The organism is Nocardia sp. NPDC049707, from assembly GCF_040674855.1.
Classification (GTDB): domain Bacteria; phylum Actinomycetota; class Actinomycetes; order Mycobacteriales; family Mycobacteriaceae; genus Nocardia.
Genome location: NZ_JBFANN010000057.1, coordinates 22,381 through 41,724 on the forward strand (window position 1 = coordinate 22,381; position 19,344 = coordinate 41,724).

The following is a 19,344-nucleotide window of genomic DNA, read 5'->3' on the forward strand; positions in this document are numbered from 1 at the left end:
AACACAGCCGAGCACTCGCTCGTGCCGGAGCCGAGCGTTAGCGAGGTGGAGGCATGAGCGAGACCGTGCGAATCGAGCCGGGCGGGGACGGGATCTGGATCATCGCGCCCGAAGGAGCGCCGACGGTGTTGGATGCTGCCGCGGCAATAGACGTGCTGGTGCTCGAGGTAGTCGGCGGCCATTTGTCCTGGAGTCTGCTTGCCGGACAGACGATTCCGGCCGCGGTGATCGATGATGTCGAGCTCGCCCAGGACTGGTTGTGGGCGGTATACGGCGAGCGGATCGCCGTTGCCACTGCCGATGCCGAGAGCGGCGAACCCGAATTCACCGACGTGGCCGAACCGGCGGTGCCGGATCTGGTGGCCGCTGCCTGGCGGCTCGGGTTCGCGTATTGGGCCGCGCGATGGTGGCCCGCATCGACGATCGATGGCATCGCCGCGCTCGACGATCGGCTGCTGGACCAGGAGATCACGGCACTACGCACGCAGTGCGAACCGCTCATCGGTGACGATGAATCGGTGGATATCCCCGCTTCCGTCGAAGTATCTGCTCGCGCAGCGGATTACGCACTGGCCGCCGGCGGCGGGGCCGACCGTCCAGCCGGGGCGCTGTCGCTCGCACGCGGCACGAGCGGATGGGATTGGCGGCGGTGCCCGCCCGGCCTCGTCGACGCGTCCGAACGAGCTGTGTCGTGGGAATCGACCCGCAGTTCGGGAACTACGACGGTCCACGTCACCGCGGTAGCCGCACCCCGATTGGACGCGCCAGCACCGACCCACCTGCGCCCACGCGCCCTCATCACCACACCTGTCGGCACCGCCGAGGCCGAGCTGGATCTGGTCGGCGATCTGTGGACCGGCGCGGTCACCACGCCGTCGGATACCGTTTCGACGGTAGATATCTATGTGCCCGGTGTCGGTGCGCCCGGCGCGCCCGAGTTGGGTGGTCCCGAAGTCCGGCGACAGATTCGTGAGCTCGCGACCGCACGGTTGCGTCGGGCTACGCGCGCCGACGAGGCCGTCGACGCGCCCCTGCTCGCCGAAATCGCCGCCGCCGCATCGGATTCGGACTTCTGATGCACGCCGATGACGGTCGCGAACTACTCGCTGCAGGCGCGGCCGCCTATCAGCGCGGCGATGTCGCCGAGGCTCGGCGGCTGTTCGAGGACATCGCCAGGACCAGCACGGATGGCTTACGGGTCAGCGCGCTTATCAATGCCGCCAGCATGTGCGACGAACTCGGCGACCATGCCGGGGCGATCGCCATGTTCGGTGCCGCGCTCGCGGAGATGCCCGCGGACGCGATCGAAAAGCGGCCCGCCGCCCTGATCAACCTCTCCCAGGCGCTGCAGCACGTCGGCGATCTCGACGGTGCGCAGCAGGCGCTGGAACAGGCGCGTGCGCTGCTCACCGAACACAATGACGAAAGTATGCAGCGGGTGGCCTGTCTGCTCTCGCTGACCGCGGTGGCATTTCATCGCCAGAGCTGGGCCTATGCCATCGAACTCGCCACCGAATCATTGGATGCGGCAGTGCGTTTCGCACCACATCTGGCTGGGCATCCGCTCTCGACACTCGGTGGAATCTACTTCGAGACCGGACGGCGCGAGCTCGCCGTCGACTTCATGGGCCAGGCGCTGGCGGCCTTCGAGGCGGCCGATGATCGCAATGCGGTCGCCGAGACGGAACAGAATCTGGCCGTGATGCATGTCAGGTTGGATCGATTCGACGAGGCGGAACCGCCGTTGCGGTCCAGCCAGGAGTACTTCGAGCGCGCCGGACTCGGATACCGCGCGGGTGTCGGACTGAAGACCATGGGGTTTCTCGCCGAGGGCCGTGGCGATACCGATGCGGCGCAGCAGCTCTACCGCCGCAGCCTCGACTATTTTCACGAATCCGGTGCGGTGCTCGATGCCGCCGATGTGCGGGTGCGCCTGGCGACCGTGGCCTATTCGAACCGACGATACGACGAAGGCGAAGCCCTCATCAGCGCGGCTTTCGCCGCCTATGCCGAGCGCGGACTCGGACTGCACTGTGCCAGAATCGATTTCTGGCACGCCGCGCTGTTGGAGTCGGTGGTCGAGGCAGCCGAAACGCCGGATGCCGAGGTATTGCGGCGGGCAATCGATCTCGCGGTGCCGTCGGCGCTGGCCATCGATGCCGTGCGATACACCCTGACCAATGGCAATCAACGCGAGAAATGGAACCGCCAGATCGCCGATCCGGCCATGCGTATGGCATTCCGGTTCGCCTATCTGTCCGGCAATGGTCCGCTGATCGTAGACCTCATCGAAACGCAATGCGCGGGTACGACATTGGATATCGCCAGATCCACTGTCGGCACACCGCCGCGGCCGGGGCTCGAACTATTCGATCCACCGGCCGCGGCAGCACCACCAACCGTGCAGGTCGGGACCGGAGCGCAGCAGAGTGGGTCGGCACCCCTGCTGGGCACGGCGCTCGCAGAGGTCGCGGCGAGCGCGGGGCTGCCGGTGACGCCGCCGCCGCGGGTGGCAGTCGCACCGGACGGACATATCGCATTGGCCGCGTATATCAAGGCCGCCGAGCGGCGGTACGGCCATCCGGTGCGCGACAGCCGGGTGCTGCCCGCATGACCACATCGGAACAACCGACCGTCCTTGTGCGGATGGCGGATGCGGGCGATCTGTACATGTCGTGGCGCTGGTTGCGCGACGACTATGCCCACGGCGCGAGCATGCTGCCCGGGGATGCGATCACCGACGCCGTCGAGCGGTTCGCGCAGGCGCTGCCGAATCCAGCGGTGCCCGGCGGACTCGAACGTGCCATGACCACCGGCGCCTTCGCCTCCTACGATGCGGAATATCTTGTCGCGCAGTCGCTTTCCTGCGCATTACTGCCCTATGGCCTGGCGGCACAGCTGTACGACCTGCACGAGCGCGGTGTACGCCCACATATTCGGCTGCAACCCGCACCCCGGGTAGCTCAGATCCCCTGGGAGATCATCGCTCCCGACCCGGAGCTACGCCTGGTGGATATCGCCGATATCAGCCTGCTCGCCCCCGCCAGCATTGTGCACGGTCCGGAGCGCACGGTGCGGGCTTGGTCCGAGACGAGTGCACTTGCGGTAGTGGCCGTCCTCGACCCACGCGTTCCGGGCTTCCGCGCCGATTCCGCGCTCGGTTCCGTCCTCGGCCGCATGGACCCCGACGCCCCACTCGCCCAACGGGTTGCCGAATATTCGGCCAAGGGCCGATTACTACCCGCAGTCGACGATCCGACCGAGGCATTCCGCCGCACGGATATCGATCGAAGCTGGTTGAGCGCAGCACTACGCGGCGGTGCCAGCCGCTTGATCTACGTGGGACATGTGACCGCAGCGGCACCCGAATCCGGCCAGAGCGAAACCTCCGAACTCCATCTCGCCTGCGCTGCCGAATCCATCGGCTTCGCCACCCCCATCCGAGCCCACCGCCCGCTCTCGGCCAAGGACCTCCTGCTCGGCACCCACACGCTGACCGCCGAACCCGCTGCTGGACCACAACTTTGGCCCATGCCGAGCCGAGTCGCCCTGATCGCCTGCGAAAGCGGCGGCGATATGCGCTTCAGCGAGGCGCTCGGCCTGGTCGCCGCGATGATCAACGGCGGCGCCGAACTGGTGACCGCCAGCCGCTGGCCGCTCCCCACCGACCTCGCCTTCCAACGCTTCGCCGGTGCACCCCCCGACGCGCGCCCGCTCCAAGACGCGATCTGCGCCATCGACGCCGCGCACGAACGCTCGGACCCGGTAACCGCGCTCGCCACCTGGCAACGAACCCGCCTCACCGCCTGGCGCACCACCCACGCCATCGAACACTCCCCCCTGCTCTGGTCCGCCTTCGCCACCGTCCGCACCTGAGGGCGCGACTACCGGTATGCGTCCGATCGCTTCGCCACAATAGGAATCGCAGTCGCGCCGCACGGCCGACTGAGACTCATCATCATGTTCGTATTCGACGGCGACAAGATCATCGAATATGAACTCGTCGCCGACCCCGCCCGGCTCGAACAGCTCCAACTGGCCGCACTCACCGACACCGCGCCAGCGGAATGAGCAGCGTCTGAACATCGCCCATGCCGCTCCCCAGCGACCGACAGCGACTTTTCGGGTTGCCGGTCCGAGCTGGACAGCGGCGGGGCGAGTCAGTGGTCGTCGTAGTGGCCGTTGTGGGCGGCGTGGCGGTGGCCGTCGTGGAGGTAGTCGAGGTGGTCACCGTGTTGGACGGCTTCGTGGCCGCAGCCGGGGCCGTGGGTGTGGTCGTGGCCCGGGTGTTCGACGTGGGCGGCGGGTTCGCATTCGTCCCAGTGGCCGTTGTGTTCACGATGCAGGTGGCCGTCGTGGGCGTAGTCGGTGTGGTCGCCGTGTGGGACTTCGGTATGGCCGCAGCCGGGGCCGTGGGTGTGCTGGTGTTCGGTGTGCTCGTGATGCGCTGTGGTCATCGAACCTCCTCGTTTCCCATTGCTGGACGTGTGGCGCCGAGCGCGACGACACATTAACAGGTGCGCATCTATCGAGTTTACTAGAGGTGTGCTGCGCGTCACAGAACCTGGGAGAGGAACCGTTGCAGTCGCGGCGTCCGCGGGTTGTCGAACAGGGCGTCGGGTGTGCCGGTTTCAACCACTTGACCAGCGTCCATGAACAGCACACTGTCGGAGACGCTGCGCGCGAAACCCATTTCGTGGGTCACCACGATCATCGACATGCCCTGGGTAGCCAGCTCGGCCATCAGCGCGAGAATGCCCTTCACCAGCTCCGGATCCAGCGCCGAGGTGGCCTCGTCGAAGAACATGATCTCCGGCTGCATGGCGAGCGCACGGGCGATCGCCACCCGCTGCTGCTGCCCACCGGACAGATTCGCCGGTCGCGAATCGGCCTTATCGGCCAACCCGACCACCTCGAGCTGCTCGACGGCCAGCGCGCGGGCGGCGTCCTTGGACAGTCCGCGCAGCTTGCGCGGCCCGAGCGCGACATTCTCCGCGACCGTCTTGTGCGGGAACAGGTTGAAGTGCTGGAAGACCATGCCGATGCGCTGGCGCAACTTATCCGGATCCTCGGTGAGCACCGACTTGCCGTCCAACAGGACATCACCCTGATCGGGTTCGTGCAGGCGGTTCAGCACACGCAGCAGCGTCGACTTGCCGGAGCCGGACGGTCCGATGACGGTGGTGGTCTTCCCCGCGTCGACATGGATATCGACGCCGCGCAACACCTGGTTGTGGCCCAGCGTCAAACGCAGACCGGTTCCGGTGAGAGAGGCACTCATTCCTCGACCTCGCTGACGCTCGGTTCCGGCATGACTGCCTCCGGCACTGTGTTCTCGATTCGCTGGCTCATGGTTTACCCGCGCCCTTCCGTAATCGTCGCCGCCTCGACCTGGTCGATGGGCTGGTCGGGTCGGCCGGTGCGCATCCGGTGGTCGATGTAGTTCACCAGGTGCGTCAGCGGGATGGTCAGCAGCAGATAGACCAGACCGGCGGCGACCAGTGGGGAGAGATTTCCGGTCTGCGCGTTGAGATCTCGGCCGACCGCGAACAGTTCGCGCTGAGTCGCGAGCAGTCCGAGGAAGTAGATCAGCGACGAATCCTTGATCAGGGCGATGAACTGGTTCATCAGCGCTGGCAGCACCCGGCGCACGCCCTGCGGAATCACCACCAATGTCATGGCCTGGCGGTAGCCGAAACCGATGGCGCGCGCGGCCTCTAATTGACCTGCCTCCACGGATTGGATGCCGGAGCGGAAGATCTCACCGATATAGGCCGAGGCCAGCAGTGCCAGCGCGATCGCACCGAGCCAATACGGGTTATTGCCGGTGATACCGCGCACGACGGGGCCGATGCCGAGTCCGATGATCAGAATGATCACCACCGCGGGCAGGCCGCGGAAGATATCGGTGTAGACCCGGGCGGGCCAACGCAACCAGCGCGTCCGGGAAATGCCGGCGACCGCGAGCAACATGCCGAGGATGGTGCCGAGAACACCCGAAACCAGCGCCAGGATCAGGGTATTCGGTAGACCGGTCTTGAATAGATCGGGAAATGCCTTGCGGTACAGCGACCAGTCGAAAAATGTCTCCTTCAACTGCTGCATTGTCGATTTCGGCGCGTTCTGCGCATTGTCGGTGGTCTTCTTCGCCGCGGCGATGGCGGCGAAGTCCGGAAGTTGCGGTGTGGGTGCGGCTTTCGAGCCGGGCTTCCAGCCGGGCGGCAATTGCCTCGGCACCCAGTCCGTGTAGAGCTTCGCGTAGGTGCCATCGGCGATCACGGCGTCGAGACCACTGTTGAGCGCGTCGATAAGGGGCTGATTGTTCTTGGCGACCGCGTAGCCGACGAAATTGTCCAGGCTGAAGGTGTTCTGGCTGATCGTGGTGCCGCCGCCCGGCTTCACCTGCCCCTCGGCCTGCGCCGAGGGCGCGACCCAGGCATCGACCTGACCGGACTTCAGATTCGCGTACGCGGTGGCGTAATCCGGAAACTTCACCGGATCCAGATGCAGCTGGTTGACCACGTAATCGTCCTGCACCGTGCCTTGCACGACGGCGATCCGGTTACCTCGCCCCAGATCCGAAAAGCCCTTGATAGCACTGCCATTCGAGACGACGAGCGAGAAGTAGCCGAAGTCGTAACCATTGGTGAATCCGACGCGTTCGCGCCGCTCCGCGGTGGTGGTGATATTCGACGAACCGACATCGAACCGACCGCCGGAGACCTGCGAGAGCAGCGGCGCGAATTCGGTGCCCGAGAACTCCACCTGTAGGCCGAGTTTCGCACCGATCGCGCGCAGCAGCTCATTGTCGAAGCCGGTGAACGCGCCCGCCGAGTTCAGGCAGATGCTCGGCGGTGCATCCGAGAGCGTGCCGACGGTGAGCTTGCCCGGCGTGATGAGCCGCAGCTTGCTGGTATCTATCGCCGACACCGGCAGCGTGCTCGCGGTGGTGTAGGTGTCCGCACCGGCCGCGGCAGCCGAGCCGAGGTTCGTCGGGGCGGCCGACGCCGCGCTCAATCCGGGCGGTGTGCATTGATTTCGATCGGACGAATCGTCGCCGGAACCGCACGCCGTAGCGACGAGGCCGACGGCAAGCAAGAGCACGGCGATCAACGCACGAGATCGCACAGCGAGCAGACCAGCCATGATGGGAACACTAGCGGCCGATAGGGCGCTGATCCGCTGCTACCCGCACTGTGCGCGGTCGGTCACACCGCGCTGCCAGAGCGTACGGCCGCCGGGCGTGCGCAGACGGGGCGACCTGGCCCGATCCCGGAATTCGGATCACGGTGATTCGAACCCGACCGCCAACGGGTGTTACGCCCCGCCCAGCACTTCGGCGAACCAGGGTCAGGCCAGACCTCTGACCGGCTCCGGATTGACTTCGTCACGCCAACGGACCGCCCGCTCGACCTCACTCAGATCGAACTTCGGCCCGCTCACACCGATGGTGAACAGACTCACCCCCGCCTCGACGAACCTCGCGGCCCGCTCCGCGCCGGGCCATTGCACCGAACGCTCGATCCTCGCCTGATCGGTGCCGATATCCGTGCAGTGCTCGGTGAGCACCTTGTTCTTGTGCGTGATTGCGTCGAGGTCGGCGAAGGTGTGCCAGATATCGGCGTATTGCGCGACCAGCCGTAGCGTCTTCTTCTCGCCACCGCCGCCGATCAGGATCGGGATATGGCGGGTCGGCGGCGGATTCAGCTTCTTCAGCCGGGCGGTGAGCCGGGCCATATTCGCCTTCAGCAGCGCCAGCCGGGTTCCCGGCGTGCCGAAATCGTAGCCGTACTCGTCGTAATCCTTCTTGAACCAGCCGGCGCCGATGCCGAGGATGAGTCGGCCATCGCTGATGTGGTCCACGGTGCGCGCCATATCGGCGAGCAGATCAGGATTGCGGTAACCGCCGCCGCTGACCAGCGCGCCGATCTCGATCCGTTCGGTCTGCTCGGCCCAGGCGCCGAGCATGGTCCAGCATTCGAAATGCGCGCCGTTGGCGTCGCCGGCCAGCGGATAGAAGTGATCCCAGTTGAAGGCGATGTCGACGCCCGCGTCCTCCGCGCGCAGTACGGCGTCGCGCAGGAGTCCGTAGTCGGGGGCGTGCTGGGGCTGTAGCTGTACGCCGATTCGAACCGGTCGGGTCATGAGCCTGCTCCTCGTCGTTTCGTCGTCGCTGGATCTGGTTCCGTTTTCCTGAACTTACGCAACTTTATTCACAAAGTCGCTGTCGGGTTCCCTGATAGGCCGCGCGAATATCGCCGACCTCCGGCAGGATCAGGCTGGGTATTGCGGACCACGGTGGCCGGGGCGATCGGCGGTGCCAGCAGGTGCCCCATTCGGAGCGCTGACGAAGGGGCCGGAGATCGGCCGGGTCGCCCGACCGGAGGTGCTCCCGCGGCTGGGCGAAGCGTGTGCACCGGCACGAAACCTGCTCCGAAAGTCCCTGTGCCAGTGCACTTTTCCACATCCATACCGTTTCGACGGTGTAGCTGGCACCACCATGGATCGGGGGGCGAGGGACACCGACACCGTTCGCTGATCTCCGTACTGTTGGCGAACATGACGAAGAGCAATGGACTGTGGACCCGATCGGCAGTGGGCGTCAGCATCGCCGCCCTGATCGCCGCCGCGACCGGGATGCTCGCCCCGCAGGCCGCCGCCAAGGAACTCGCCCCCGGACTGAACTGCGGTGACGACTACACCTGCCACAACGACACCGACGACACCTATCGCGTGACTTGGCGGATGAACTGCACGACCGGGCTCGGAAAGCAGTCCACCACGTGGGTAAGCCCGCACCGGACCGAAGCATTGCGGCCTTCCTGTCCGACTGATTACAAGCCCGGTTTCACAGACGATTTCAGCAAGTGGATACCCGGCTCCCCGCGCAGCATCGAATACCTGACCGCGCAGGTCGACAACGATCCTGCCCCGAACGGCGGGACGTCGACCGGGTCCACCGGCTGATAACGGCGGTGGAAAGCCTGAATTCCTCTCGCCGATCTTCGGTATAGCGATCAACGGACATGCCAGCAGGTGCGTGAGCACTTCGATGATGACCAGACCGCAGCACTCATCGCAGCCATCAACGCTTGGAGCCGGTGAGTATCATTGCGCGAATTCCAGCCGGCGACGACACCCCGACGCGGCGCGACTGATCTGCCGCGTTGCGCCCTGCGGCGTATCACTCGGTCTGCCGAAGCGCGGACGTCACGGTCGCGCATTGCGGCGCAGGTGCCATTCAGCCTGCATCCGCACCAGATCCATCACGCTGATCTCAGGTGTCTCGGAGTCGAGTTCACGGTATCGCCGGTAGACGTTCACGACTACACGCTCGGCGTCCAGCCAATCGGCGTACTCCCCGAGGTCGATGGAATCTGCGGCCTCCTGGAAGGACATGCCCTTGGCGTGGGCGACCTCCGCCTGCTCCGATATGAACACGAGATATCCGCGAACCGCGCGGATCCCATCGGAGTCGGTGACCGGACCGTGCCCCGGCACCACCGTCGGCGCATCCAGAGCGATCATCGTGTCGCAGGCGGTGATCCAGTTGGAGATCGGCCCGGACCACGCGACGGGGGTACATCCGATGAACAACAGATCACCAGCGAACAGGACACCGGCATCGGGGACATGGACAACGGCGTCTGCCGCGGTATGGGCGGGTCCCAGGTTCAGTACCTTCACCGGTCTACCGCCGATATCCAAGCTGAGCTTCCGCTCGAAGGTCAGATCGGCGTTGCGCAGGGTGATGCCGCCGAAGTCGAAGTATCCGAAACGGTCCCGCGCGTACGTGCTGAGCGGGCCGAGGTCGGCGACCTGGGTCATCGCATACATTTCCGGCGACGTCTCGTGGGCTATCTCGTCCGCGGTACCCGCGGCGGCGATGATCCGGACCGAGGGATCGAGCAACTGATTACCGTGCGTGTGATCGCCGTTGGAATGGGTGATCACGGCGTCGCGGATCGGAGCCGAATTGGTGATCGGCCGCATCGCGGCCAACATCTCCTGGGTCAGCGCCAGATCGAACAGTGTGTCGACCAGCAACGACGCGCCGTCCCCAGCGATCAGGCCCGCGTTGCTCCATCCGTACCCGCCATCCGGCAGCATCCACGCCCAGACACCCTGACCCACTTCGTGCAGTCCCCTGCTGAACGGTATGCGTGCCGGAGCTTTGTTCACGCGACGGGCGGCAGGTTTCGCATCCGGATTCAGCCTGGCAGGTAGCGGATGTGGAGCAGGAGTCGAACGGACCGTCTGGCGGGTAGTTCCCAAACCTTGCACTCGCAAAGTGACCACATCACCGTCGTGAAGCCATCCGCGGAACGACTTCGGATCGGCCATGTCCAGGTGCTCGATCAAGGTGCACGTGGGGATGGTGCCCGAGCCGAACACATCGCCGGGACGAAGTGTGACGCCTCGCGAGGCGTAGGAGATCACTTCGGCGAATGTCCAGTCCATCGCTCCGGTCGATCCGGAGCCGATCCTTTCACCATTGACTTCTGCGACAACGTCGAGGCTCAACTGCCCGTCGCGGCGGTAGGGTTCGAGTTCGTCGGGAGTGACCAACCACGGGCCGAGCGTAAGTCCGCTGTCTTTGGCCTTGGCTTGCCCGATCGCCAGCTGACCCTCGAGGATCTGCAGATCGCGCGCCGACCAGTCGTTGAAAATCGTGTAGCCGATGATCGCCTGTTCTGCTTCCGCGACGGACAGGTCCCGGCCACCAACGCCGATGATCGCCGCGATTTCGAGCTCGAAGTCTTGCCAGGCGCTGCCAGGCGCAATGGGAACGTCCTGGTAGGGCCCGAGCACTTCGGACGGATTCGCGAAGTAGAACGCCGGGATCCGGTACCAGGCGTCTTTGAGCACGCGATTACCGGTGATGGCTTCTTGGCAGTTTCGCATGTGGTCGAGAAAGCACAGGCAGTCGCGGACCGCGGGCGGGTTCGGGATGGGAGGCCGCAGTTGCACAGCGTCCAACGCCGTCACGGCAGCCGGGTTCCGTAGCGCCTGCTCACCAGCCTCACGCAGGCGGTCGCTTCCCAATCCGATCAAATCGATCAAGGCGACCCCGGGAGCTAGGGCATAGATCGCATCCGTTGACAGCACACCGACTCGGTCGCCCTCGCTTGTTTTGTACGTCAACCACTGCATCTATATCACGCGCCTCACGTTATGCCGGTGAACATTCCCTGTGCTGGCCAACATACGTCTAGTCTGCCAGCGCGTAAAGCCCTGGTCCCGCAGATCGTTCAGCCCCTGGAACAACGGGATCAGGCTGACCAGGCACATCCGCAGGCGGCCACTGCCACCGCGGATCGACCACGTCCAGCCGCTCTCGCAGTACCTCGTGTCAGCAACGATCCTGATCACTCGGTCGGCACTCGACAGGCCGGGCCGGAGCCACTTGCCGGGCGGCACGAGCAGTAAGCCTCCTGAGTCACCGATCCCGCCCCGGCCGGTCCAGAAACTACGGTGTCTCGGTTCGACACCGAATACGGTGATTGATTGTCCCGGCGAGACATAGTGGACAGCCGGTTGTCCCCATATCGTTCGAAGACCGAATCCAATTCCCGCCGATAGTCACCGGCAACTTCGTAAAGGATGTGGCATGGCCGCGGCAGCTGGGTACATTCCGCCCTGGCACGACACCGAAGTTCGCGAGCTCACCGAGCTTGCCGGGCATTTCTACGACCGGCATATGGAGCCGAATCGATTGAAGTTCACCGGCCAACGTGCGGTCGACCGTTGGGTATGGGAAGAAGCGGGACGGTGCGGCCTGCTCTGTTGCTCCATTCCACAAGAATACGGCGGAGGAGGTGGAGACATCGCGCACGATCTGGCGATCGTCGAGGCCGAGGTGGCCCGTCCCGGAAATGAATGGGGGCATCTCGTACATGCCCTTGTGGCGCATTACATTCTCGAGTATGGGACACCTGAGCAGCGGCAGCAGTGGCTGCCGAAAATGGCGAGAGGTGAAGTTGTTGCGGCAATCGCGATGACCGAGCCGTCAGCGGGATCCGATCTGAAATCATTACGGACACGGGCGAGCCTGCGGGGCGACCGTTATGTCATCAACGGATCGAAGACATTTATTTCCAATGGCGCACTGGCCGATCTGATCCTCGTCGTAGCGAAGACCGATCCGACTGCGGGCGCGAAAGGAATCTCGCTGATATGCGTCGAGCCGGGCGACGCTGCGGGATTTCAGCGCGGCCGGAACCTGGTCAAACTCGGCCTGCATTCGTACGACACGGTGGAATTGTTCTTCCATGATGTCGAGGTTCCTGCGGAAAACCTGCTCGGCGGTGTGCCAGGTGAAGGATTCGCGCAGCTCATGGCTCAACTGCCGAGAGAGCGTCTCATCGCTGCGGCAACGGCGGTCTGCTCGATGGAGGTCGCGGTATGTGAGACGGTTTCGTATGCCAAGGACCGACTGGCGTTCGATCAACGTTTGATGGATATGCAGAACACTCGGTTTGTGCTGGCCGAAGCAGCAACCGCGGCACATGCCGCACGAGTTTACCTGGATTCGTGCGTTATTCGGTTCAGGTCCGGAGCATTGGATGCTGTCGATGCGGCGATGTGCAAGTGGTGGCTGACCGACCAACAGTGCCGGGTCATCGACAGCTGTTTGCAGGTCTTCGGTGGGTACGGATACATGGCCGAATATCCGATCGCCCGACTCTACGCCAATGCCCGGGTTCAAAAAATCTACGCGGGAACAAACGAGATCATGAAAGAGATAGTCGCGAGATCGCTATGAAGTCTCCGACGCAATGACAGATATACCGGAACAGTACCTCGAATTGTAGGAAGTGGACGCCGAACATGACATTCGCCGAGAATTCAGCCGAATACAGAGATCAACTCGAGCTCAGAATCGCCGCATTGGAGGACAAGGAGGCCATCCGGGACGTCCTCTACCGGTATGCGCGCGCCGCTGACCGTTGCGATATCGACCTGTTCAAATCCTGCTACCACCCGGATGGCACCGACATTCACTGGTTTTACAACGGAAACGCTCACGACTTCGCGGACTATGTGGTGCCACTGCTCGCCCAGATCGCCAACTCGCAGCACTCGATCACCAATCCGCTGATCGACCTCGACGGCAATCGCGCGTTTGTGGAAAGCCAATGGTATGTACTGCACCATATTCCGATGAACGACGGCTCCGGGCGATTTATCGACCAGCAACTGGAGGGCCGCTACGTGGACGTCTTCGAGAAGCGGGGGGCCTGGCGGATCCTGCATCGTCAGACGGTCGTCGAAGCCGGCCGCGAAGTGGTCGTTCCCCAAGGCTCCGACCTGCCTCCAGAGCACATCTCGGTCGGTCAGCGCGCACCGCATGACGTGGTTTACCAGGGCATCGGCCTCCTCGACGTACCGATTATTCCGATGCAGGGCGCCGATCTGTGGGGCGCTGCCCGCGCACGGCACGCCGACCCGACCGGGAAGTGATCGGCCGCAATGAATATCGCAGATTGCTCGGTACTGGTGGCCGGTGGAGCGTCCGGTCTGGGCAGAGCCGTGGTGGACAAACTCGCCGTGCGAGGGGCGACTGTTGTCGTGCTCGATGCGCACAGTGGCGATCTGGAAGCCGCGACGGGTGTCGCGGTCCATCAGGTCACCGGGGATATTTGCCTGGAGGCCGATGTGGCTGCGGCGTTGGACCTGGCCGAGAGATTCGGGCCACTGGGGGCCGTGGTGAACTGCGCCGGAATTGATCGCGTCGGGCCAACGCTGAGTGCCTCCGGTCCCCTACCGCTCGAGCAGTTCACCGATGTAGTCCGGGTCAATCTTATCGGCGCATTCAATGTGCTGCGTCTCGCAGCGGAGCGTATGGCTGGCTACCTCCCGCTCAACGGTGAGCGAGGCGTCGTGGTCAACGTCGGTTCCATCGCAGGATACGACGCACCCGCGGGTATGGCCGCCTACGTGGCATCCAAGGCGGGCGTAGCCGGTATGACCCTGTCGCTCGCGCGTGATCTGGCCGGTGCGGCTATCCGCGTCGTCACGGTCGCGCCGGGACCGTTCGATACCCCGATGTTCCGTAGGTTGCCTGTGCATGTGCAGGATGCGGTAACGGCGGATATTCCACATCCGGTCCGGCCCGGAGCGCCCGCGGAATTCGCGGATCTGGTGGCGCATGTCATCGAGAATCCGATGATCAACGGTGAGACCATTCGCATCGACGGCGGCGCTCGGCTCGGGCGTGGCAATGGCTGACGGTTCGACACGCCTGCGTATCGGTATGGCGGCGGAGTACTCCGGTGGGTTCGATGTCTTGGCCGCAGAGATCACCGACCTCGAGAGCGCCGGACTGGACCTCGTGGTTGTTCCGGAAGCCTATTCATTCGATGCGGTGAGCGCTTTAGGGTATCTGGCTGCCCGGACTTCGACGATGCAGTTGGCATCGGGCGTGATGCAGTTGTATACGAGAACGCCCACCCTCACGGCAATGACGGCGGCCGGATTGGAGCATCTGTCGCATGGGCGATTCATACTCGGTCTCGGCGCCTCCGGCCCGCAGGTGATCGAAGGGTTCCACGGTGTGGCCTACGACGCCCCCGTCGGCCGAACCAGGGGAAGTGGTCGAGATATGCCGCCGCGTCTGGCGGCGCGAGACGCTGACCTATGACGGATCGCACTATCAGATTCCGCTACCTGCTTGTCGCGGGACCGGCCTGGGTAAACCGCTCCAGCTCATCAATCATCCTGTCCGCGAACGGATTCCCATTGTACTGGCGGCAGTTGGTCCCAAGAACGTCACGCTCGCAGCTGAAATCGCCGAGGGCTGGCAGCCGATCTTCTTCTGCCCGGAGAAGGTGCAGCAGGTCTGGGGTGATTGCTTGGCCGCGGGGTTGCGTAATCGAGATCCGATGTCGGGACCGCTCGAAATCTACGCTTCGCCCCCGGCCGCGATCGTCGATGATCCTGCGCCGTACATCGATCGAGTAAAGCCGCTGCTGGCCTTGTACATCGGCGGGATGGGCGCTCGATCGCGGAATTTCTACTTTCAGCTCACCCAGCGTTATGGCTATGCCGCTGAAGCACAGCGCATCCAGGAGTTGTACCTGAGTGGCAGGAAGGCGGAGGCGGCCCGAGCGGTTCCCGATGAATTGGTGCGCTCGATCTCGTTGATCGGCCCCGAAGGCTATGTGAAGGAGCGGCTTGCCGCGTTCGCGGAGGCGGGTGCGACAGCATTGACGATATGGCCCATCGGAGCCGACCGACTCGGTCGACTGCGGCTGACCGAACGTCTTCAACTGCTCGTGCGGTAGCGAGGTCGTTTGTCGCGATCGTCGTCGGTGAGACGTCCGATGGTGAACAGAAAGTCGTGAAGTCCAAGAGCCAGGCGGAGTTCGAATCGGACTTGCGGGTCGTTCAGTGGGCGGCCGAGTACCGTGCAAATACGGGCTATGCGGCTCTTGACTGTGTTCTTGTGAATATTGCACCGGGACGCGATCGTCGGGTGGTGTCCGTCCGATTCGAGATACACACGGAGTGTTCGGAACAGTTCGCTGTCGGTGCCGTAGTCGACCAGAATCGAATCCAGCTGTTCCGCAACGAACTGTTTGACCGGGGCTACGTCTGTCAGTGCGAACAGAAACCTCATCGGTCCGATGTCGTCGGCACTTACCGTCGGTCGCTGGTCACCGGCGAGCCTGGCGAATCGAGCACACGCGTCCGCCTCTCTGCGGGCACCGGTGAAATCGTGTCCCGCACGGCTGATTCCCATGATGACCGTGTTCGCAAGTTTCGACCTCGCGTGTATCGCCTGGACGAACTCGGTAAGCGGGTCGGTTGGCGTGGTCGGCAGCGCGACCATGACGCTCGTCGGTCCGACGGTTGTGACCAGCCGGGGAAGTTCCGGCAGGCCGGCCGCTCGGGCCGCCGAGTACAGGGCGGCTTGGACCTCGGCGATATCCAGTGGATGGTCATCGATCGGCTCGAGCAGGATCACCCGATGCGGTCGGGTGAGGTCGACGCCGAATCGTGCGCCGCGACGCACCATGGCGTGATCGAGTTGTCCGGGACTGCTCAACAGCGAGCTGAGAAGTTCTCCGCCCAAACGCCATTCGACTTCGCGGCGGGCCGATTGCTTGAGCAGTTCGACCGCCAAGACGGTGAGTCCGTGCTCGACAGCACGCCATTCGATGTCGGTGAGCGGTGGCTGGGTGACAATGGTCAGCCTTCCGAGATCGGTGTCGCCTGCCATGATTCGCCGGGTTTCCCGGGGCACGGCGGGTTCGGCCGCACCGCCGTACCAGTGCGCGAATGGCTCGGCGAGGTCTTGTTCGAGCTTCAGCGGCCGGGCCAGCAACTCGGTCAGCGATTGGGCGATATCGGCGACGCCCACGTTGCGCAACGTCGCCGCGGTCAATCGCTCATGGATGGCTGCGGACTGCTCGAGCACTTCGTTCTTCGCCGCCAGCAGCGTATTGCTGGTTTCCAACTGCGTGCGGGTGTCTCTGTTCTCGATCGCGATCGCCACCTGCGTCGCCAACGCCGAAGCGAGGTCGCGTTCAGCCTCCGAGAACGCGGCGCGGCGACGTCGACCCACGTACAGGGCGCCGATCATGTGGTCCGCGCGAAACATCGGCGCACAGACCAATGACACCAAGTGCTCCGCCGCCACCGCCTCCCGGACCCCGGCCGGGGTCGGATGCGGGTCACTGCGGTAATCCAGCACGCTGATGGTCTGCCGTTGCGCCAGGGCCACACCGCCGAGGCCGGTTCCCAGTCCGACCGACATCGCGGTGAAAGCCGGGTGACGGTGGCCCGTCGCCGCCACGATCTTCAACGCCTGCACTGATTCGTCCAATACTGCTAGCCACGCGACGTCCGCGCTCACCAGCCCGGCGGTCCGCTCCACGATGGTCGTGACGACTGTCTGCAGCGCAACGTCGTGGTTTTGGATCTGCGTACCGATCTCGACGAGTGCGGAGTAGGCGTGCCCACTGCCACCTGCCCGGAGGTCCCGATCGGCATCGTCGGTTGAACCCACCCGTAACTCTCCTGCTATTGATTGTCTCGTCGAGCCGATGAATAGGGCTCAGATATGTCTCACTGAGCCATACTAACCAGCTCAACTCGCACCTACCGTTGATGCACCGTCCGCGAACGAGGAGATCAGTACGGTGCACCATTTGCCCTTCGGCGCTCACACCATTGGCACGCTGTTGATCGAGCGAGCGGCCGCGACACCAGAGGCTGCCTTCCTTCGCTTCGAGGATGAGAGCGGCATCGAGGAGTTCGACTACGCCGCCGCGCTCGATCTGGCCACCACCGGCGCGACAGTCCTGCACTCCGCAGGCGTCGGTCAGGGCGACGTCGTCGCACTTGCCCTGCCGAATGGGCGCGACTTCTTTTCCTGCTGGTTCGGGGCCGCGTTCCTCGGAGCTGTCATCGCACCGATGAATCCCCGCGCGACGAGCGACGAATTCGCACACATGCTCAGTCATTCGTCGAGCAAGGTGGTCGTGTGTGACGAGGAGACAGCCCAGCGGGTGCGCGCATCCGCGGCCGGCCGAAGTGTCGAGATCGTTACGACCGGTGCGGCTTTCGGTTTGCGCGCCTCGGCCGCAGCTCGCACGATATCCGCGCCGCCAGCCGGGCTGGACCCATCGGCAGCGGCGGCCGTGCTCTACACCTCTGGCACCAGCAGCAAGCCGAAGGGGGTCGTCATCACCCACGCAAACTATCTGCATGCCGGCAACGTCGTTGCCCAGCATCTGCGGATGAGACCCGACGACCGCTGGTTGGTGGTGTTGCCGCTGTTCCATGCCAACGCCCAGTACTACTGCGCCATGTCCGCGCTCGTCACCGGAGCCTCGCTTGCGGTCACCAACCGTTTCTCCGCTTCCGGATGGGCAGCGCAAGTGCGTCGGCACGACGCCAGTCTCGCGAGCCTATTCGCGTCGCCGGCCCGAATGATCCTGCGTCATCCTTCGTCCGCGTCGGAGGCGCGAAACCGCCTTCGGGCGGTGATATTCGGCCAGAATCTGACACCGGCGGAGCTCGCCGAGTTCGAAGACAGGTTCAACTGTCCGCTCATCCAGATCTACGGCATGACGGAGACCATCGCCCCACCGCTGATGAACCCGCTGATCGGTGCCCGGGACAGCACGACCGTCGGACGTGCCGTCACCGCTCGGATCAGGATTGTCGCCGAGGACGGTTCCGACGCGGCACCTCGGGAAACCGGCGAACTCATGGTGCAAGGAATTCCCGGAGTCTCGCTGATGAGCCACTATCTGAACGACGCTGCCGCGACGAGCGAGGTCTTGAGCGGCGAATGGTTACGGACCGGAGATCTCGTTCGCGCTCGGGAAGACGGATTCATCGTCTTCACCGATCGAGTACGCGACATCATCAAGCGCTCTGGAGAGAACATCTCCGCCGCTGAAATCGAGCGCGTGGTCGACGAACACCCAGCGGTCCTCGAATCGGCCGCGGTCGCTGTGCCCGATGATATCCGCGACGAGGCGGTGAAGCTGGTAGTCGTCCTTCGCGAGGGGTGCGCGGTGACAGCCGACGAACTCGTGAACTATTGCAGCGAACGACTCGCCGCCTACAAGGTGCCATCGATGGTCGAATTCATCGAGGCGCTGCCGCGCACATCGGTCGGCAAGATCCAGAAAAGCGCACTCCGAGCGGACGTCGGATCAGCGAAATGAGCACTCACCTGCGGTGCGCATCGGCGATCATGCGATTGTTCAAACGCCGATTCAATCGAAACTATGATCCGATCAAGGCCAGAAAGACTCTGGTCAGGGCGAAACTTATCGCAACGGTCCAGACTGTGGCCGAGTTCGGCATCGAGGCGCGGGGCACCGGCCGGACGAAAGATTCGATCTTGTACGTCCCCGGGAACGGTTTCGTGCTCGGCGTCGACGACAGCCACCGACGCCTCATCGATCGGCTCTGCGACCGGACCGGCGCACAGGGCTATCTGCTCCACTACCGGTTGGCACCGGAGTTTCCGTTCCCAGCCGCGCACCAGGACACCATCAACGCGATCGAATACGTACATGCTCGTACTTCCGGCCGTCTCTGGGTTGTGGCCGACTCCGCGGGCGGCGCTCTTGCCCTGTCGGCGATAGTTGCCAGGCGCGCCGATTCCCGCCAACCCGACCGCGTGGTTCTACTGTCGCCGTTGACCGATCTGGCCATGACCGGCCTGTCACACGTGTACAACCGATATCGCGAACCCATGTTCGGCCCGGAAGCGCTGATCCACAAAGACATCCCAGGAGCTTGAATGTCAAGCAGCAGCCGTACGAGTGAGGTCGGGCCAGGCCGTCGCCTCGTTGTAGAGCGTCCCGGTTTTGAGGC

Annotated in this window: 15 protein-coding genes and 1 pseudogene; 10 read left to right on the top strand and 6 right to left on the bottom strand. The window is 64.1% G+C overall.

The features are described from left to right. Positions 1-53 precede the first annotated feature (53 nt). Genes AB0J29_RS33030 through AB0J29_RS33040 form a run of 3 tightly spaced genes read left to right on the top strand, consistent with a single transcriptional unit; the run spans position 54 to position 3,876 of the window. Complete coding sequence (locus AB0J29_RS33030; RefSeq protein ID WP_364794525.1) at positions 54-1,076, top strand: hypothetical protein; 1,023 nt, start codon at positions 54-56, stop codon at positions 1,074-1,076. Further along, positions 1,076-2,614, top strand: a complete 1,539-nt coding sequence (locus tag AB0J29_RS33035) for a tetratricopeptide repeat protein (protein ID WP_364794526.1) — start codon at positions 1,076-1,078, stop codon at positions 2,612-2,614. Before AB0J29_RS33030 ends, AB0J29_RS33035 begins: the two co-directional genes overlap by 1 nt. Continuing rightward, complete coding sequence (locus AB0J29_RS33040) at positions 2,611-3,876, top strand: CHAT domain-containing protein (RefSeq protein ID WP_364794528.1); 1,266 nt, start codon at positions 2,611-2,613, stop codon at positions 3,874-3,876. Before AB0J29_RS33035 ends, AB0J29_RS33040 begins: the two co-directional genes overlap by 4 nt. Positions 3,877-4,160: 284 nt before the next feature. Here the strand turns inward: AB0J29_RS33040 and AB0J29_RS33045 are convergent, their stop codons facing one another. The 4 genes from AB0J29_RS33045 to AB0J29_RS33060 all read right to left on the bottom strand — a co-directional run bounded on the left by AB0J29_RS33045 (position 4,161) and on the right by AB0J29_RS33060 (position 8,145). Further along, the gene (locus AB0J29_RS33045) at positions 4,161-4,457 is read right to left on the bottom strand and encodes a hypothetical protein (protein WP_364503863.1); all 297 of its coding nucleotides are present in this window, start codon (positions 4,455-4,457) and stop codon (positions 4,161-4,163) included. 98 nt (positions 4,458-4,555) lie between these two features. After that, on the bottom strand, positions 4,556-5,281 hold the full coding sequence (locus AB0J29_RS33050; protein WP_364794529.1) for an amino acid ABC transporter ATP-binding protein: 726 nt from the start codon (positions 5,279-5,281) through the stop codon (positions 4,556-4,558). 74 nt (positions 5,282-5,355) lie between these two features. Beyond that, a complete protein-coding gene (locus AB0J29_RS33055; RefSeq protein ID WP_364794530.1) occupies positions 5,356-7,146 on the bottom strand; it encodes an ABC transporter substrate-binding protein/permease in 1,791 nt (596 codons plus the stop codon). A gap of 204 nt (positions 7,147-7,350) precedes the next feature. Further along, entirely contained in the window at positions 7,351-8,145 is a 795-nt protein-coding gene (locus AB0J29_RS33060) for an LLM class F420-dependent oxidoreductase (RefSeq protein ID WP_364794532.1), read from the bottom strand. A gap of 414 nt (positions 8,146-8,559) precedes the next feature. On the opposite strand from AB0J29_RS33060, the gene AB0J29_RS33065 reads away from it, so the two are divergent. Further along, positions 8,560-8,967 carry a hypothetical protein gene (locus AB0J29_RS33065; RefSeq protein WP_364794534.1) on the top strand — a complete coding sequence of 136 codons (408 nt, stop codon included), beginning with the start codon at positions 8,560-8,562 and terminating at the stop codon, positions 8,965-8,967. A 243-nt stretch (positions 8,968-9,210) separates the two neighbouring features. Here AB0J29_RS33065 and AB0J29_RS33070 read toward each other — a convergent pair whose 3' ends face one another. Then, positions 9,211-11,154, bottom strand: a complete 1,944-nt coding sequence (locus AB0J29_RS33070; RefSeq protein WP_364794535.1) for a fumarylacetoacetate hydrolase family protein — start codon at positions 11,152-11,154, stop codon at positions 9,211-9,213. A 457-nt stretch (positions 11,155-11,611) separates the two neighbouring features. Between AB0J29_RS33070 and AB0J29_RS33075 the strand changes: the two genes are divergently transcribed. The 4 genes and pseudogenes from AB0J29_RS33075 to AB0J29_RS33090 all read left to right on the top strand — a co-directional run bounded on the left by AB0J29_RS33075 (position 11,612) and on the right by AB0J29_RS33090 (position 15,287). Beyond that, on the top strand, positions 11,612-12,766 hold the full coding sequence (locus tag AB0J29_RS33075; protein WP_364794537.1) for an acyl-CoA dehydrogenase family protein: 1,155 nt from the start codon (positions 11,612-11,614) through the stop codon (positions 12,764-12,766). Between the two features lie 65 nt (positions 12,767-12,831). Beyond that, positions 12,832-13,464: a nuclear transport factor 2 family protein gene (locus AB0J29_RS33080; protein WP_364794540.1), complete on the top strand. Its 633-nt coding sequence runs from the start codon at positions 12,832-12,834 to the stop codon at positions 13,462-13,464. 9 nt (positions 13,465-13,473) lie between these two features. After that, positions 13,474-14,232, top strand: a complete 759-nt coding sequence (locus AB0J29_RS33085; protein ID WP_364794542.1) for an SDR family NAD(P)-dependent oxidoreductase — start codon at positions 13,474-13,476, stop codon at positions 14,230-14,232. 13 nt (positions 14,233-14,245) lie between these two features. After that, positions 14,246-15,287 (top strand): annotated as a pseudogene (locus AB0J29_RS33090) (LLM class F420-dependent oxidoreductase). Here the strand turns inward: AB0J29_RS33090 and AB0J29_RS33095 are convergent. Beyond that, entirely contained in the window at positions 15,269-17,014 is a 1,746-nt protein-coding gene (locus AB0J29_RS33095) for a helix-turn-helix domain-containing protein (protein ID WP_364794543.1), read from the bottom strand. The pseudogene AB0J29_RS33090 and the gene AB0J29_RS33095 sit on opposite strands and share 19 nt — an antisense overlap. 133 nt (positions 17,015-17,147) lie before the next feature. Here AB0J29_RS33095 and AB0J29_RS33100 point away from each other — a divergent pair, with 133 nt between their 5' ends. After that, positions 17,148-18,686: an AMP-binding protein gene (locus AB0J29_RS33100; RefSeq protein ID WP_364794544.1), complete on the top strand. Its 1,539-nt coding sequence runs from the start codon at positions 17,148-17,150 to the stop codon at positions 18,684-18,686. A gap of 125 nt (positions 18,687-18,811) precedes the next feature. Beyond that, positions 18,812-19,270 carry an alpha/beta hydrolase fold domain-containing protein gene (locus AB0J29_RS33105; RefSeq protein ID WP_364794546.1) on the top strand — a complete coding sequence of 153 codons (459 nt, stop codon included), beginning with the start codon at positions 18,812-18,814 and terminating at the stop codon, positions 19,268-19,270. Positions 19,271-19,344 lie beyond the last annotated feature (74 nt).

Excerpts from the sequence above, each read along its gene's own strand:
- AB0J29_RS33075 (WP_364794537.1), top strand. The coding sequence starts at position 11,612 with ATGGCCGCGGCAGCTGGGTACATTCCGCCCTGGCACGACACCGAAGTT.
- AB0J29_RS33080 (WP_364794540.1), top strand. The coding sequence starts at position 12,832 with ATGACATTCGCCGAGAATTCAGCCGAATACAGAGATCAACTCGAGCTC.
- AB0J29_RS33030 (WP_364794525.1), top strand. The coding sequence starts at position 54 with ATGAGCGAGACCGTGCGAATCGAGCCGGGCGGGGACGGGATCTGGATC.
- AB0J29_RS33055 (WP_364794530.1), bottom strand. The coding sequence starts at position 7,146 with ATGGCTGGTCTGCTCGCTGTGCGATCTCGTGCGTTGATCGCCGTGCTC.
- AB0J29_RS33050 (WP_364794529.1), bottom strand. The coding sequence starts at position 5,281 with ATGAGTGCCTCTCTCACCGGAACCGGTCTGCGTTTGACGCTGGGCCAC.
- AB0J29_RS33065 (WP_364794534.1), top strand. The coding sequence starts at position 8,560 with ATGACGAAGAGCAATGGACTGTGGACCCGATCGGCAGTGGGCGTCAGC.
- AB0J29_RS33070 (WP_364794535.1), bottom strand. The coding sequence starts at position 11,154 with ATGCAGTGGTTGACGTACAAAACAAGCGAGGGCGACCGAGTCGGTGTG.
- AB0J29_RS33040 (WP_364794528.1), top strand. The coding sequence starts at position 2,611 with ATGACCACATCGGAACAACCGACCGTCCTTGTGCGGATGGCGGATGCG.
- AB0J29_RS33060 (WP_364794532.1), bottom strand. The coding sequence starts at position 8,145 with ATGACCCGACCGGTTCGAATCGGCGTACAGCTACAGCCCCAGCACGCC.
- AB0J29_RS33085 (WP_364794542.1), top strand. The coding sequence starts at position 13,474 with ATGAATATCGCAGATTGCTCGGTACTGGTGGCCGGTGGAGCGTCCGGT.
- AB0J29_RS33035 (WP_364794526.1), top strand. The coding sequence starts at position 1,076 with ATGCACGCCGATGACGGTCGCGAACTACTCGCTGCAGGCGCGGCCGCC.
- AB0J29_RS33045 (WP_364503863.1), bottom strand. The coding sequence starts at position 4,457 with ATGACCACAGCGCATCACGAGCACACCGAACACCAGCACACCCACGGC.